Source organism: Pseudomonas sp. C1C7 (assembly GCF_013359595.1).
Taxonomy (GTDB): domain Bacteria; phylum Pseudomonadota; class Gammaproteobacteria; order Pseudomonadales; family Pseudomonadaceae; genus Aquipseudomonas.
Genome location: NZ_JABFMP010000025.1, coordinates 61518 through 76594 on the forward strand (window position 1 = coordinate 61518; position 15077 = coordinate 76594).

Here is a 15077-nt window from a genome sequence, read left to right on the forward strand (position 1 = left end):
CATCCGACAAAGATGTCGAATGACCCACCGCTATCGCGGGCAAGCCCGCTCCCACAGGGATTTGCGTTACGTTCAAATCCCTGCGTCAAAGCCCCCACCATTCAGCGTTGTTCGATTGGCACGAACTTGCGCTGTTCGACGCCGGTGTACTCGGCGCTCGGGCGGATGATGCGGTTGTTGGCGCGTTGTTCGAACACGTGTGCGGCCCAGCCGGTCAGGCGCGAGCAGACGAAGATCGGGGTGAACAACTTGGTCGGGATGCCCATGAAGTGGTACGCCGAGGCATGGTAGAAGTCGGCGTTCGGGAACAGCTTCTTCTGCTCCCACATGGTCTTGTCGATGGCCTCGGAAACCGGGAACAGCACCTTGTCGCCCACTTCGTCGGCGAGCTTCTTCGACCAGCCCTTGATCACTTCGTTACGTGGATCGCTGTCCTTATAGATCGCGTGGCCGAAGCCCATGATCTTGTCCTTGCGCTCCAGCATGCCCAGGGTGCCCTTGATCGCGTCTTCAGGCGACGAGAAGCGCTCGATCATTTCCATCGCCGCCTCGTTGGCGCCGCCGTGCAGCGGGCCGCGCAGCGAGCCGATGGCCGCGGTGACGCAGGAGAACAGGTCGGACAGGGTCGAGGCGCACACGCGAGCGGTGAAGGTCGACGCGTTGAATTCGTGCTCCGCGTAGAGGATCAGTGAAACGTTCATCACCTTGACGTGCAGCTCGCTCGGCTTCTTGCCGTGCAGCAGGTGCAGGAAGTGGCCGCCGATGGACTGCTCGTCGCTCACGCATTCGATGCGCTTGCCTTCGTGGCTGAAGCGATACCAGTAGGTCATGATCGCCGGGAAGGCGGCCAGCAGACGGTCGGTCTTGTCGCGCTGCTCGGAGAAGTCGTTCTCCGGCTCGATGTTGCCCAGGAACGAGCAACCGGTGCGCATCACGTCCATCGGGTGGGCGTCGGCAGGAATGCGCTCCAGCACTTCTTTCAGCGCTTGCGGCAGGTCGCGCAGCTTGCTCAGCTTGGCGACGTAGGCGGCCAGTTGCGCCTTGCTCGGCAGCTCGCCGTACAGCAGCAGGTAAGCGACTTCTTCGAATTGCGCGTCAGCCGCCAGTTCGCGAACGTCGTAGCCGCGATAGGTCAGGCCTGCGCCCGCCTGGCCCACGGTGGACAGTGCGGTTTGCCCGGCAACCTGGCCACGGAGCCCGGCGCCACTGAGTACTTTTGCTTCGGCCATTTGCTGTCTCCAGTCTTCTTGAATTTATTAGGGAATCGGCAATTTGTGATTTATCGGGTTATTCGGGGATGCCGAAAAGATCGCAGCCTCGTTTCACTCGGCAGCTCCTACATTAAAAGCCGATCCATGTAGGAGCTGCCGAAAGCTGCGATCTCTTGATCTTCATTTCTTCGCGGCAAACAACGCATCAAGCTTCTGCTCGAAGGTGTGGTAGTCGATGCGATCGTAAAGTTCCATGCGGGTCTGCATGGTGTCGATGACGTTCTGCTGCGTGCCGTCGCGGCGGATGGCGGTGTAGACGTTTTCCGCGGCCTTGTTCATCGCGCGGAAGGCCGACAGCGGGTACAGCACCAGCGATACGTCGGCACCGGCCAGCTGCTCGGTGGTGTACAGCGGGGTCGCGCCGAATTCGGTGATGTTGGCCAGGATCGGCGCTTTCACGCGGTTGGCGAACAGCTTGTACATTTCAAGCTCGGTGATGGCTTCCGGGAACACCATGTCGGCGCCGGCCTCGATGCAGGCGGCCGCGCGATCCAGGGCGGACTCCAGACCTTCCACCGCCAGGGCGTCGGTACGGGCCATGATCACGAAGCTGTCATCGGTACGGGCATCGACGGCGGCCTTGATGCGGTCGACCATTTCCTGCTGCGAAACGATTTCCTTGTTAGGGCGGTGGCCGCAACGCTTGGCGCCGACCTGGTCTTCGATGTGAATCGCCGCCGCGCCGAACTTGATCATCGACTTGACGGTACGCGCCACGTTGAACGCCGAGGAACCGAAACCGGTGTCCACGTCCACCAGCAGCGGCAGGTCGCAGACGTCGGTGATGCGACGCACGTCGGTCAGCACGTCGTCCAGACCGGTGATGCCCAGGTCAGGCACGCCGAGGGAACCGGCTGCCACGCCGCCACCGGACAGGTAGATGGCTTTGAAACCGGCACGCTTGGCCAAAAGTGCGTGGTTGGCGTTGATCGCGCCGACCACTTGCAATGGATGCTCGCTGGCGACCGCATCGCGGAAACGCTGGCCTGGAGTGCTCTTGTTGAAACTCATGACTCACCTCGTTTGGCTGTCGGGTTGGCGCCGTCCTGGTAATGACGGGCGATGTTGCGTTTAGAGGCGCCGATGTGACGACGCATCAATAGCTCGGCCAGCTCACCGTCACGGTCGGCGATGGCATCGAGAATTCGGTGGTGTTCGGCAAAGGCCTGGTGCGGGCGATTGGGCGTGGTGGAGAACTGGATGCGGTACATGCGCACCAGTTGATACAGCTCGCCGCAGAGCATTTGCGTGAGGGTGCGGTTACCGCTGCCCTGGATGATCCGGTAGTGGAAGTCGAAATCGCCTTCCTGCTGGTAATAGCCGCGACCAGCCTGGAAAGCCTCGTCGCGCTCGTGGGTCTCGAGGACGCGGCGCAGCTCGTCGATCTCTTCGACGCTCATGCGCTCGGCCGCCAGGCGGCAGGCCATGCCTTCGAGGGACTCGCGGATTTCGTAGAGTTCCAGCAACTCGGCATGATTGAGCGACACCACCCGCGCACCGACGTGCGGCACGCGCACCAGCAGGCGCTGGCCTTCCAGGCGGTGGATCGCCTCGCGCAGCGGGCCGCGGCTGATGCCGTAGGTACGGGCCAGCTCCGGCTCGGAGATTTTGCTGCCCGGCGCAATGTCACCTTTGACGATGGCTGCCTGAATGCGGCGGAAGACGTTCTCGGAAAGCGTTTCCGTATCGTCTGAGGCAGTGATCGGGGGATCGAGTTGATCCAACATATTGTCGACACCTTGAAAGCTGATGCGGCAAAAACTAACGAATTCAGCCATCGCAGTCAAAGGATAAATGGAAATTGTCGACAATCGTCTAATAACCACTTGCACCATAACGAAGCGCTTTATCGACTTTGAGGTGCCGGCCAGCGCTGGCGCCATAAAACCACCGTGCTAGAATGCCGCCCGCATTTGGTTGTCCCATCTGCACTGTCTGTCATAAAACTCTGATAGGCCTACAGGGAGCTTGCGCAGCAATGCCAGGGTCTTGAATCGAAACACGGACCGCTGCGCACCAGGATTTATGAGACTCAAGCTGCTCCCCGCCTTCCTTTATGTACTGTGCCTGCCCGGGCTTGCCGTCGCGGGGGAAAAGACTGTGTATGGCCTCAATGAGTACGCATCGCTGGGCGGCATCGACCTGGAAGTGGCGGCCAAACTCGATACCGGGGCCAAGACCGCTTCATTGAGTGCCCGCGACATCAAGCGCTTCAAACGCAATGGCGAATCCTGGGTACGTTTCTACCTGGCGATCGACGCCGCTCATTCGCACCCGATCGAAAGGCCGCTGGCCCGGGTCAGCAAGATCAAGCGCCGCGCCGGCGACTACGATCCGGAAGAAGGCAAGAAGTACACCGCGCGCCCGGTGATCGAACTGGATATCTGCATGGGTTCGGCCCTTCGCAGCATAGAAGTGAACCTGACCGACCGAAGTGCGTTCCAATACCCGCTTTTGATTGGCTCCGAGGCGCTCAAGCGCTTCGATGCGCTGGTCGACCCCAGTCTTAAATACGCTGCCGGCAAACCCGCCTGCGCCACCGACGCTCATACCGCAGAGTAATTCCAATGCGCTCTCTTACCCTCCATCTGAAAATGCTGATCGCCATCCTGGTGGTGCTGGGCATTTCAGTCACGGCCTACCAGATCTTCGTGCTGGGCATTCCCGTGACCGAAGACGCCACCGACGACTTGTGGAACATCGACGCCAAGGTCGAGTTCGTCGCCAGTGCCAAGGATCCGGTCAAGATCCAGATGTTCGTACCGCCACTGAGCCGCGACTACGTCAGCCTCAATGAAAGCTTCATCTCCAACAACTACGGGGTGGCGGTCAACCGGGTCGACGGCAACCGCAAGGTCACCTGGTCGGCACGCCGGGCCAAGGGCAACCAGACGCTGTACTACCGCCTGGTGCTGACCAAGCGCTACAGCGCGGAAAAAACCAAGATCAAGGGCCCGACCTTCCGTGACAGCATCGCCGTGGAAGGCCCGGAGAAAGTGGCCGCCGAAGCCCTGCTCGCACCGATCCGCCAGCACTCGGCCGACGTCGAGACCTTCGTTGGCGAAGCGATCAAACGTGTCAACAATGTCAACGACGACAATGTGAAGCTGCTGCTGGCGGGCGATCCGTCGACTTCGCAGAAAGCCCGCATCGTCGAACTGGTGCTGTCCATCGCCCACGTACCGGTGGAAAAAGTCCACACCATTCGCCTGGTCGCCGATCAGCCGCAGACCCCGGAACTGTGGCTGCGCAGCTTCAACGGCACCGACTGGCTGTACTTCAACCCGGAAACCGGCGAACAGGGCCTGCCGACCGACCGCCTGCTGTGGTGGACCGGCGATGAGAACCTGATCACTGTCGATGGCGGCAAGAAAGCCACCGTCACCTTCAGCATGAACAACAGCGAAATGAACGCCATTCGCCTGGCCAAGCTGACCGACGAGAACACCGACGCCAATTTCCTCGAATACTCGCTGTACGGCTTGCCGCTGCAGACCCAGCAGACTTTCATGATCATGGTGATGATCCCGATCGGCGTGCTGGTGATCCTGATCCTGCGCAACCTGATCGGCCTGCAGACCCTGGGTACCTTCACCCCGGTACTGATCGCCCTGGCCTTCCGCGAAACCCAGCTGGGTTTCGGTATCGTGCTGTTCACCATCATCACCGCGCTGGGGTTGTCGCTGCGTTCCTACCTTGAGCACCTGAAACTGCAAATGCTGCCGAGGCTGTCGGTGGTGTTGACGTTCGTGGTGGTACTGATCGCGGCCATCAGCCTGCTCAGCCACAAGCTGGGTCTGGAGCGCGGTCTGTCGGTGGCATTGTTCCCGATGGTGATTCTGACCATGACCATCGAACGCCTGTCGATCACCTGGGAAGAACGCGGCGCCAGCCATGCCATGAAAGTGGCGATCGGCACCCTGTTCGCCGCCTCCCTGGCGCACCTGATCATGAGCGTTCCGGAGCTGGTGTACTTCGTGTTCACCTTCCCGGCGATCCTGCTGATCCTGGTGGGCTTCATGCTGGCCATGGGTCGTTATCGCGGTTACCGCCTGACCGAACTGGTGCGTTTCAAGGCTTTCCTGAAGAAGGCTGACGCCTGATGTTCGGCTTCTGGAAGACCTGGAAGGCCCTGGAAGCCCGGGGCATCATGGGGATCAATCGGCGCAACGCGGACTATGTGCTCAAGTACAACAAGCGCAGCCTGTACCCGATTGTCGACGACAAGATCCTCACCAAGGAGCGCGCCATCGCCGCCGGCATCCATGTGCCGGAGCTGTACGGGATCATCTCCACCGAGAAGGAAATCGACAACCTCGACGAGATCATCGGCGGGCGCAACGACTTCGTGATCAAGCCGGCCCAGGGCGCCGGAGGCGACGGCATCATCGTGATCGCCGACCGTTTCGAGGGTCGCTATCGCACGGTGTCGGGCAAGATCATCAGCCATGAAGAGATCGAGCACCACATCTCCAGCATCCTCACCGGCCTGTACTCGCTTGGCGGGCACCGCGACCGGGCGCTGATCGAGTACCGGGTCACGCCGGACCAGATCTTCAAGAGCATCAGCTACGAGGGCGTGCCCGACATCCGCATTATCGTGTTGATGGGCTACCCGGTGATGGCGATGCTGCGCCTGCCGACCCGCCAGTCCGGCGGCAAGGCCAACCTGCACCAGGGCGCCATCGGCGTGGGCGTCGACCTCGCCACCGGCCTGACCCTGCGCGGCACCTGGCTGAACAACATCATCGCCAAACACCCGGACACCACCAACGCGGTGGACGGCGTGCAACTGCCCTACTGGGACGGCTTCATGAAACTCGCCGCCGGCTGCTACGAGCTGTGTGGCCTGGGTTACATCGGTGTCGACATGGTGCTGGACCAGGAAAAAGGCCCGCTGATCCTCGAACTCAACGCCCGCCCGGGCCTGAACATCCAGATCGCCAACGACTGCGGCCTGACCCTGCGCACCCACGCGGTGGAGGCACGGATGGAAGAGATGAAGGCCCGCGGCGTGACGGAAACCGTTGAAGAGCGGGTGGCGTTCGTTCAAGAGATGTTTGGGCATATTCCCCCGGTTGAGGGCTGACCCGCCCATGTTGACCTGTTCCGTACACCCGCTGCCCTATCGCGCCAACCCCGCCGATTATTTCTCGGCCATTCGCCATGCCCCCGGCGCCGTGCTGCTCGACAGCGGCCGCCCCGCCGCCGAACGCGGGCGCTTCGATCTGCTCAGTGCCTGGCCACTGGCGCAGCTGACCGTGGCACCCGAGGAAAGCGGTGGCGATTTCCTGCAACGTCTGCGGGAAAACCTCACGCAACTGGGCCAGGCTTCCCTGCCCGCCCCCTATGAATTGCCCTTCGCCGGCGGCCTGATCGGCTACCTCAGCTACGACTTCGGCCGTCACCTGGAACACCTGCCGAGCCAGGCCACCGATGACCTGCAATTGCCCGATGCACGTTTCGGTCTGTACGGCTGGGCCCTGATCAGCGATCACCAGCAGGCCACCAGCCAGCTGGTGTTTCACCCGACAGTGGCCGACAGTGAGCGCCAGCGTCTGATCCAGCTGTTCAGCCAGCCTGCCGCTGACGCCTTCGAGCCTTTCAAGCTGCAAGCGCCGATGAATGCCGACCTGAGCGCCGAGCAATACCGGCAGGCGATCGAGCGCATTCAGCAATACATCCAGGCCGGCGACTGCTACCAGGTCAACTTCGCCCAGCGCTTCCGCGCCCCCTGTGAAGGTGATCCATGGACCGCCTATTGCGCATTGCGCCTGGCCTGCCCGACCCCGTTTTCCGGCTTCCAGAGCCTGCCCGACGGCGGCGCGGTGCTGAGTCTGTCTCCGGAGCGCTTCGTCCGGGTCTGCGAGGGTCATGTGGAAACCCGCCCGATCAAGGGCACTCGGCCCCGCGGCGAAACGGTTGCGCAAGATGCGGCGAACGCCGCCGAACTGCTGGCCAGCCCCAAGGATCGCGCGGAAAACCTGATGATCGTCGACCTGCTGCGCAACGACCTGGGGCGCACCTGCCGCACCGGTTCGGTCCGCGTACCGGAACTGTTCAGCCTGGAAAGCTACCCCAACGTGCATCACCTGGTGAGCAGCGTCACCGGCGAACTGGCGGATGATCGCGATGCCCTGGACCTGATCGCCGGCAGCTTCCCCGGCGGCTCGATCACCGGCGCGCCGAAGATTCGCGCGATGCAGATCATCGACGAGCTGGAGCCGACCCGGCGTGGCTTGTATTGCGGTTCGTTGTTGTACCTGGACGTGCGTGGCGAGATGGACAGCTCCATCGCCATTCGCAGCTTGCTGGTCAAGGATGGGCAGGTGTGTTGCTGGGGCGGCGGCGGGATCGTGGCCGATTCGCAGTGGCAGGCGGAGTATCAGGAGTCGATCACGAAGGTGAAGGTTCTGCTAGAGACTTTGCAGACGCTTTAAAAGCTTCGCGGGCAAGCCTCGCTCCTACAGGTCGGTTGTGACCCTGTAGGAGCGAGGCTTGCCCGCGAAGACGTCAGACCAGACGATTACAGGGACAGGGTCCGGTTCGAGGCCTTGATGAACTCCTGCTTCAAATCCTCAAAACTGTGCACCGCCGGGAATTGCGGGAATTCGCGGATCACGTTGTCCGGCGCGTGGAACAGAATTCCGGCATCCGCCTCGCCCAGCATGGTGGTGTCGTTGTAGGAATCGCCGGCGGCGATCACCCGGTAGTACAGGCTCTTGAAGGCCAGGACCGACTGACGCTTGGGATCTTTCTGACGCAGCTGATAGCCGGTCACGCGCCCGCTGTCGTCGGTGATCAGGCGGTGGCAGAGCAAGGTCGGGAAGCCCAGCTGACGCATCAGCGGCTGGGAGAATTCGTAGAAGGTGTCCGACAGGATCACCACCTGGAAGCGCTCGCGCAGCCAGTTGACGAACTCGATGGCGCCGTCCAGCGGCTTGAGGGTGGCGATCACTTCCTGGATGTCGGCCAGCTTCAGACCGTGTTCATCGAGAATCCGCAGGCGCTGCTTCATCAATACGTCGTAGTCGGGGATGTCCCGGGTGGTGGCCCTGAGGGACTCGATTCCGGTTTTTTCAGCGAAGGCGATCCAGATTTCCGGGACCAATACACCTTCCAGATCCAGACATGCAATTTCCACAAGACACTCCCATTTGTATTGTTTATTGAGTCGAGCGAGGCCGAACTCTAGCGACTCCACCCTCACCGCGCAACGCAGAGGACGCCCCGGCCGGCGCAGCTTTTTGTTACCATCGGCCCCATATAGAGCGCCCAGCGCCACCGACCTGTAGGAAGCCGCCCTGATGAGCCCAACGTTCGACGTCGTGGAACTCGCCACGACCTATGCCAACAAATCCCCCCAGGACATCCTGAAACTCGCGTTCGCCGAGTTTGGCGATGACTTGTGGATATCTTTCAGCGGCGCCGAGGATGTGGTGCTGGTGGACATGGCCTGGAAGATCAACAAGAACATCAAGGTGTTCAGCCTCGACACCGGCCGCCTGCACCCGGAGACCTACCGCTTCATCGATCAGGTGCGCGAGCACTACAAAATCGACATCGAACTGGTATCGCCGGACTACACCAAGCTGGAACCCTTCGTGAAGGAAAAAGGCCTGTTCAGCTTCTACAAGGACGGCCATGGCGAATGCTGCGGGATCCGCAAGATCGAGCCGCTGCGTCGCAAGCTCGGCGGCGTCAAGGCCTGGGCCACCGGTCAGCGCCGCGACCAGAGCCCGGGCACCCGCAGCGCGGTGGCGGTGATGGAAATCGACACCGCCTTCTCCACCCCGGAACGCACCCTGTACAAGTTCAACCCGCTGGCGCAGATGACCAGCGAAGAGGTGTGGGGTTACATCCGCATGCTCGAACTGCCGTACAACAGCCTGCACGAGCGCGGCTTCATCAGCATCGGCTGCGAACCCTGCACCCGCCCGGTCCTGCCGAACCAGCACGAACGCGAAGGTCGCTGGTGGTGGGAAGAAGCGACCCAGAAAGAATGTGGGCTGCATGCGGGGAATATCATCAGCAAGTCCAAGGCCTGATCTCCAGCCCGCTCCCACATTGGGTTCCAGCGCCAGCTTCGGAAATGTGTACACACGAATGTCACCATCGGTGCCATTTATGTGTGCACTTTTTGTTTCTGCGCCCTGAAAGGTTACATTTTCCCTTTCCGACCTCCGCTACCGCCCTCCCCAAATACCCTCCCGAAAAATAAATACCTGCGCAATCAGCCACCTCGCACACCACGATTTTCATCGCCCCGCGCCTCCACTGATGACAAAACGAAATCATCTCTCCACGCCTCGATTTCGAGGACTGGCATGGAACTCGCTTAAGTGCATACATGTTTTGTATACAATCATCTCAAAACATAAAAACACTTTAGATCCGCAAGCCTGAAGCGCCCTATCCCGTACAGGCTGCAGATGCCCCGTAACCAATGATGCTCGCCACCCGCGACGAAGATTGCCGAGCCCTGCGCTCATGCACAGTCATCGCGGCCCCGAACATCAGGAGCCTGCCGGAATGCGTACAAGTCTTTCAAACAACAATATTGCGCTGGATCTGCCCTCCTCCCACTCCACTCAACGAGATCAAACTCAGCAATGCCCCGTGGTGCTCAGCCCCCGCCTGCATAACCAGGACCTGGCACCGACCAAGGTCGAAGGCCGGCGTTGGGGCAAGTACAGCATCTTCGCCCTGTGGACCAACGACGTTCACAACATCGCCAACTATTCCTTTGCCATCGGTTTGTACGCCCTGGGCCTGGGCGGCTGGCAGATCCTGCTTTCGCTGGGCATCGGCGCGGCGCTGGTCTACATGTTCATGAACCTGTCCGGCTACATGGGGCAGAAAACCGGCGTGCCCTTTCCGGTGATCAGCCGGATCAGTTTCGGTATCCACGGCGCGCAGATTCCTGCGTTGATCCGTGCCGTGATCGCCATCGCCTGGTTCGGGATTCAGACGTACCTGGCCTCGGTGGTATTCCGCGTGCTGTTGACCGCGATCCACCCCGGCTTTGCCGAATACGACCACAACTCGATCCTCGGTCTGTCGACCCTGGGCTGGGTGTGCTTCGTGGCGATCTGGTTCGTGCAGCTGGCCATCCTCGCCTACGGCATGGAAATGGTGCGGCGCTATGAAGCGTTCGCCGGGCCGGTGATTCTGCTGACCGTCGCCGCCCTCGCCGCCTGGATGTACTTCCAGGCCAACGCCACCATCGCCTGGTCGATCCGCGAACCGCTGACCGGTGGCGAGATGTGGCGCAACATCTTCGCCGGTGGCGCCCTGTGGCTGGCGATCTACGGCACGCTGATCCTCAACTTCTGCGACTTCGCCCGTTCCTCGCCGTGCCGCAAGACGATCAAGGTCGGCAACTTCTGGGGCCTGCCGGTGAACATTCTGGTGTTCGCGGCGATCACCGTCCTGCTGTGTGGCGCGCAGTTCCAGATCGATGGCCGGATCATCGAGAGCCCGACCGAGATCATCGCCTCGATCCCCAACACCTTCTTCCTGGTGCTCGGTTGCCTGGCGTTCCTGATCGTTACTGTGGCGGTCAACATCATGGCCAACTTCGTCGCCCCGGCGTTCGTGCTCAGCAACCTGGCGCCCAAGTACCTGACCTTCCGTCGCGCCGGCCTGATCAGCGCCACCATCGCCGTGCTGATCCTGCCGTGGAACCTCTACAACAGCCCGCTGGTGATCGTGTACTTCCTGTCGGGCCTGGGTGCCCTGCTCGGCCCGCTGTATGGCGTGATCATGGTCGACTACTGGCTGGTGCGAAAAGGCCAGGTCAACGTGCCGCAGCTGTACAGCGAAGACCCCAACGGCGCGTATTACTACAGCCGTGGCGTCAATCTGCGCGCCGTGGCGGCGTTCATTCCCGCGGCCCTGATCGCCATCGTCCTGGCGCTGGTGCCAGGCTTCCACCTGGTCTCGCCGTTCTCCTGGCTGATCGGCGCCGGCATCGCCGGGATGCTCTACCTGATCATCGCCAAGCGCGAACCGCACTACGCCGACGTCAGCGGTGAATCCATCGCCGTCGACAACGTCAGCCACTGACTCCATCGCGGCCCGGCAGTGTCGGGCCGCCCCACCTAGTTAAAAGCACCCTGTTAAAAGCACCCCGCTATAAGGACTTCCCATGCGTATTCTCGTGGTCAACGTCAACACCACCGAATCCATCACCCAGGCCATTGCCCGTTCGGCGCAGGCCGTTGCTTCACCCGGTACGGAAATCGTCGGCCTGACGCCGCAGTTCGGCGCCGACTCGGTTGAAGGCAATTTCGAAAGTTACCTGGCAGCCATCGCCGTGATGGACCGGGTGATGTCCTACGACCAGCCCTTCGATGCAGTGATTCAGGCCGGTTACGGCGAACATGGCCGCGAAGGCCTGCAAGAGCTGCTCAATGTGCCGGTGGTCGACATCACCGACGCGGCGGCGAGCACCGCGATGTATCTCGGCCACGCGTATTCGGTGGTCACCACCCTGGATCGCACCGTGCCGCTGATCGAGGATCGCCTGAAACTGTCCGGGCTGTGGGATCGCTGTGCCTCGGTGCGCGCCAGCGGCCTGGCGGTGCTGGAACTGGAACATGAGCCGCAACGCGCGCTGGAAGCCATCGTGCATCAGGCGGAGCTGGCGGTGACTCAGGACAAGGCCGAAGTGATTTGCCTGGGCTGCGGCGGCATGGCCGGGCTGGATGAGCAGATTCGCCAGCGCACCGGCGTGCCGGTGGTGGATGGGGTGACGGCGGCGGTGACGATTGCCGAATCGCTGGTGCGGTTGGGGTTGTCGACCTCGAAGGTGCGGACCTACGCGACGCCGCGGCCGAAGCGGATCATTGGTTGGGCGGAGCGTTTCAGCAGGTAGACCGCGTTATCGTTCTTCGCGGGCAAGCCTCGCTCACACGGGGTTTGTCCTGGCACGAAGCAAGCCCGCACACACTTGGATGTATGTCAGGCCCATTCGAGGGTTGGCAGGCCAAAGACACCCGGCCTGAACGCTTTCAACGTACGCAGAACCCCATCGGCATGCGCGTACTTCTCGTCCGCCATCGCCGCATCCGGAATGGCGATCGCCGTCATCCCCGCCGCCTTCGCCGCCGTGACGCCAAACGGCGAATCCTCGAACACCAGGCAATCCTTGGGCTCGACACCCAGACGCCGCGCTGCGGTCAGGAAGATATCCGGCGCCGGTTTCGCCGCGCCGACTTCCGGGTCGTCGGCCGTGACGATGGTGTCGAACAGCGCGAACCAGTCGCGGTGCAACGTGGTTTTCTGGCCGAACGAATGGCTGGTCGAACTGGTGCCGACCGCGATGGGAATGTTGTTGGCCTTCAGATGCCGCACCAGTTCCTGTGCGCCCGGCATCGCCTGCGCAGCAGGAAAACGCTCGCGCATCAGCGGCTCGCGGATTACCAGAAATTCTTCGGCGGTGATCGGCAGGTCCAGGGCTTCGACCACGTAACGAGCCAGGTCGCCGGCGCCACGACCGATAATGTTCTGCTTGATGCTCCAGTCGAAGGTGCGTCCATAGCGCCCGGCAATCAGAGAGGTGACTTCGGTGTAGATGCCCTCGGTATCCAGCAGCAAGCCGTCCATATCGAAAATCACGGCCTTGATCGGGCCGAACTCATCCAGCGCTGCATTCATCGCATCTGATCCGTTTCAAAGGCATCCGGGGCGGCGCGGGGGTGGCCGGCGCGGTGGCTGATTAAAGGATTCAGCAGGATAGCGAGCTATGGGGATGGTGGGCAACGGGCAATTCCAAGGCTGACGAAGAACATGGATCGCGATGGGCATCAGGTCGGGTTAACAACCCTGAAATTATCCGCCGCCCTTCCCTTTGCTACTGCCCGAATCCCTGGACTGACTGGAGGATCCACTATCCACCGACCCCTTCTCACTCTTGACCCCACTGTCCTTCTTCGCACTGGTGCTGCTGCCATTGGCATCCCCACCATTGCCACCCCCAATCGAACCCGGGGGCAGCGCATTCTCGGGGCCTGAGCCCGCGTTCATTTCCGTGGACGGCGGCATTCCACCCTTGTCGACTGGCGCATCGTTGCCGGCAAACGCCGCCCATGAACACAGCGACATCAAGCCGGCCATTGCCATGGCCGTGATTTTTGACCTGATCATGGTGCACTCCTTTTCAAAGCTGCTTACCTGACTGTTGGCAGCAGGCGCTTTTCAAGGTTGCCGTTCAATCGACAAGCGGTCTTTGGCGTTAGCAGTTATCAGCTCGGATTGTCAGGGGGAGACTCAACGTCGGTGCGCCTGATGTCTTCGTCGGGCACCTGCTCGATACCGGCGTCATCGTCGGGTGGTCGCTGGTCGCGATCCAGGGGATCGGTGGGTGAAGGCAGGGGATATTCGGGGGTTTCGTCGGCGTCGGTGTCTCTCGGTTCAGCGTTCATGGCGCACCTCTCAGCGAGCCTGAAAGGCAGGCCCTGACATTTCGAGGATTACGCGCTGCGCACGTTCGACCGGGCGGACAACCGGTCAATCATCATCGTCTTCGTGATCATGCTCGAGTTCGATATTGCCCACATCACCGGCATCATCCGAATCGTTGAGCGGCACCGTGGCGTCGTCCATCAGTGAACCCGGATCCTCATTGCCCGGATCGTTGATCAGCGGATCGATGACCGGACTGTCTTGTGTTTTACCCGCAGCTTTCGAAGCCATGGCACACCTCGAGTATTCAGAGGTGAGGAGTGTTCAGCCCCTCACCTTGGCTCCTCATCAAAGCAACCATCAATGATGTCGGTTGCGATGCTTGTTCTTGTGCTTGTGACCACCGGAGTGGTGGTCATTGTCGGTACCCAGATTATTGCCGACCGCACCACCGGCCGCACCACCAAGACCTGCACCGATGGCCGAACCGGTAGAACCGCCAAGGCTGTTGCCGATCACCGAACCGCCGGCGCCACCCAGGCCACCGCCGATTGCCGCTTCAGTGCGGCTGCCTTTGCGGGCACCGACCGCACTACCGGCGGCGCCACCGACACCGGCGCCCACCGCGGCACCGGTACTGCCGCCTACCTGGCCACCGACGACGTTACCGAGTACGCCGCCAAGGCCACCGCCCACCGCGGCGGAGCCGTTATCGCCCGCCATGGCCAAGGGTGAAAGCAACAGTCCAAAAACCAAGGCCGGTATCAGGGGACGTCGAGTCTCTTTACCTTTGGCATTCGCTGTCATGGTGTGCCTCGAATCTTCAAGGGATGTAAAGATTTGAGGCTCGATCGGGAAAAACGTTCGCTGAAGTCGATTGATCAACCGGCGATGGCACGATCCACCGACAGCTTGCCCGCACCTTCAATCAGCACCGCGATGCTGCCACCCAGCAGGGCCAGGGCGAATTCGTAGCCGTTGTTGGCCATGAACAGACCGTTGCTGATGTGCACCGAGAAGATCGCCACCAGCGAAAGGAAGGTCAGGCCCAGCGCCGCAGGGCGCACCAGCAGGCCGATGATCAGGGCCAGACCGGCGAAGAACTCGGTACCGCCCGCCAGCGTCGCCATCAGGTAGCCCGGGGTCAGGCCGATGCTTTCCATGTATTGAGCGGTCCCGGCCAGGCCGTACCCACCGAAGGCGCCGAAGAGTTTTTGCGAACCGTGTGCGGCGAAGATGATGCCGACGAAAATTCGCAGAACGGTCAGGCCGTAGCCAGCGCGGGTAAACAGTACCTTGTTGATCAGAGTGCTCATGCTGTGTCATCCATTGTGAGTGTGTGTTCGTTGGGCGCCATATTAATCGGCAAACAAAATAGTAAAAGCGCAAAAAACCGCT

17 protein-coding genes are annotated in these 15077 nt (G+C 61.3%); 7 read left to right on the top strand and 10 right to left on the bottom strand.

Translation table 11 applies throughout. From position 1 onward, the window contains the following. Window positions 1-101 precede the first annotated feature (101 nt). The 3 genes from prpC to HNO86_RS19925 all read right to left on the bottom strand — a co-directional run bounded on the left by prpC (window position 102) and on the right by HNO86_RS19925 (window position 2998). On the bottom strand, window positions 102-1229 hold the full coding sequence (gene prpC, locus HNO86_RS19915; RefSeq protein ID WP_175378639.1) for a 2-methylcitrate synthase: 1128 nt from the start codon (window positions 1227-1229) through the stop codon (window positions 102-104). 162 nt (window positions 1230-1391) lie between these two features. Further along, window positions 1392-2282, bottom strand: coding sequence for a methylisocitrate lyase (gene prpB, locus HNO86_RS19920; protein ID WP_175378640.1), 891 nt, complete (start codon window positions 2280-2282; stop codon window positions 1392-1394). Then, entirely contained in the window at window positions 2279-2998 is a 720-nt protein-coding gene (locus HNO86_RS19925) for a GntR family transcriptional regulator (RefSeq protein WP_372242547.1), read from the bottom strand. The genes prpB and HNO86_RS19925 overlap by 4 nt, the downstream gene beginning before the upstream one ends. A gap of 298 nt (window positions 2999-3296) precedes the next feature. Between HNO86_RS19925 and HNO86_RS19930 the strand changes: the two genes are divergently transcribed. From HNO86_RS19930 to pabB, 4 genes are read left to right on the top strand one after another with little or no spacing between them, the layout of a single operon-like run. Next, the gene (locus HNO86_RS19930; RefSeq protein ID WP_175378641.1) at window positions 3297-3833 is read left to right on the top strand and encodes an ATP-dependent zinc protease; all 537 of its coding nucleotides are present in this window, start codon (window positions 3297-3299) and stop codon (window positions 3831-3833) included. Between the two features lie 5 nt (window positions 3834-3838). Beyond that, window positions 3839-5374, top strand: coding sequence for an inactive transglutaminase family protein (locus HNO86_RS19935; protein WP_175378642.1), 1536 nt, complete (start codon window positions 3839-3841; stop codon window positions 5372-5374). Continuing rightward, window positions 5374-6360 carry an alpha-L-glutamate ligase-like protein gene (locus HNO86_RS19940; RefSeq protein WP_175378643.1) on the top strand — a complete coding sequence of 329 codons (987 nt, stop codon included), beginning with the start codon at window positions 5374-5376 and terminating at the stop codon, window positions 6358-6360. Before HNO86_RS19935 ends, HNO86_RS19940 begins: the two co-directional genes overlap by 1 nt. 7 nt (window positions 6361-6367) lie before the next feature. After that, window positions 6368-7711, top strand: coding sequence for an aminodeoxychorismate synthase component I (pabB, locus tag HNO86_RS19945; RefSeq protein ID WP_175378644.1), 1344 nt, complete (start codon window positions 6368-6370; stop codon window positions 7709-7711). An 86-nt stretch (window positions 7712-7797) separates the two neighbouring features. On the opposite strand, the gene thrH is transcribed toward pabB, so the two are convergent. Beyond that, window positions 7798-8415: a bifunctional phosphoserine phosphatase/homoserine phosphotransferase ThrH gene (gene thrH / locus HNO86_RS19950; RefSeq protein ID WP_175378645.1), complete on the bottom strand. Its 618-nt coding sequence runs from the start codon at window positions 8413-8415 to the stop codon at window positions 7798-7800. Window positions 8416-8578: 163 nt separating this feature from the next. Between thrH and HNO86_RS19955 the strand changes: the two genes are divergently transcribed. The 3 genes from HNO86_RS19955 to HNO86_RS19965 all read left to right on the top strand — a co-directional run bounded on the left by HNO86_RS19955 (window position 8579) and on the right by HNO86_RS19965 (window position 12150). Continuing rightward, complete coding sequence (locus HNO86_RS19955) at window positions 8579-9319, top strand: phosphoadenylyl-sulfate reductase (protein ID WP_175378646.1); 741 nt, start codon at window positions 8579-8581, stop codon at window positions 9317-9319. A gap of 484 nt (window positions 9320-9803) precedes the next feature. Next, the gene (locus HNO86_RS19960) at window positions 9804-11339 is read left to right on the top strand and encodes an NCS1 family nucleobase:cation symporter-1 (RefSeq protein WP_175378647.1); all 1536 of its coding nucleotides are present in this window, start codon (window positions 9804-9806) and stop codon (window positions 11337-11339) included. 82 nt (window positions 11340-11421) lie between these two features. Then, window positions 11422-12150, top strand: a complete 729-nt coding sequence (locus HNO86_RS19965; RefSeq protein WP_175378648.1) for an aspartate/glutamate racemase family protein — start codon at window positions 11422-11424, stop codon at window positions 12148-12150. 86 nt (window positions 12151-12236) lie between these two features. On the opposite strand, the gene HNO86_RS19970 is transcribed toward HNO86_RS19965, so the two are convergent. The 6 genes from HNO86_RS19970 to HNO86_RS19995 all read right to left on the bottom strand — a co-directional run bounded on the left by HNO86_RS19970 (window position 12237) and on the right by HNO86_RS19995 (window position 14995). Further along, entirely contained in the window at window positions 12237-12932 is a 696-nt protein-coding gene (locus tag HNO86_RS19970) for an HAD-IA family hydrolase (RefSeq protein ID WP_175378649.1), read from the bottom strand. Window positions 12933-13106: 174 nt separating this feature from the next. After that, complete coding sequence (locus tag HNO86_RS19975; RefSeq protein WP_175378650.1) at window positions 13107-13421, bottom strand: hypothetical protein; 315 nt, start codon at window positions 13419-13421, stop codon at window positions 13107-13109. 98 nt (window positions 13422-13519) lie between these two features. After that, window positions 13520-13699 (bottom strand): hypothetical protein, encoded by a 180-nt coding sequence (locus HNO86_RS19980; protein ID WP_175378651.1) that lies wholly within the window; start codon window positions 13697-13699, stop codon window positions 13520-13522. Window positions 13700-13784: 85 nt separating this feature from the next. Beyond that, a complete protein-coding gene (locus HNO86_RS19985) occupies window positions 13785-13970 on the bottom strand; it encodes a hypothetical protein (RefSeq protein WP_175378652.1) in 186 nt (61 codons plus the stop codon). A gap of 69 nt (window positions 13971-14039) precedes the next feature. Next, a complete protein-coding gene (locus tag HNO86_RS19990; RefSeq protein WP_175378653.1) occupies window positions 14040-14486 on the bottom strand; it encodes a glycine zipper domain-containing protein in 447 nt (148 codons plus the stop codon). Between the two features lie 74 nt (window positions 14487-14560). Further along, on the bottom strand, window positions 14561-14995 hold the full coding sequence (locus HNO86_RS19995; RefSeq protein WP_175378654.1) for a DoxX family protein: 435 nt from the start codon (window positions 14993-14995) through the stop codon (window positions 14561-14563). Window positions 14996-15077 lie beyond the last annotated feature (82 nt).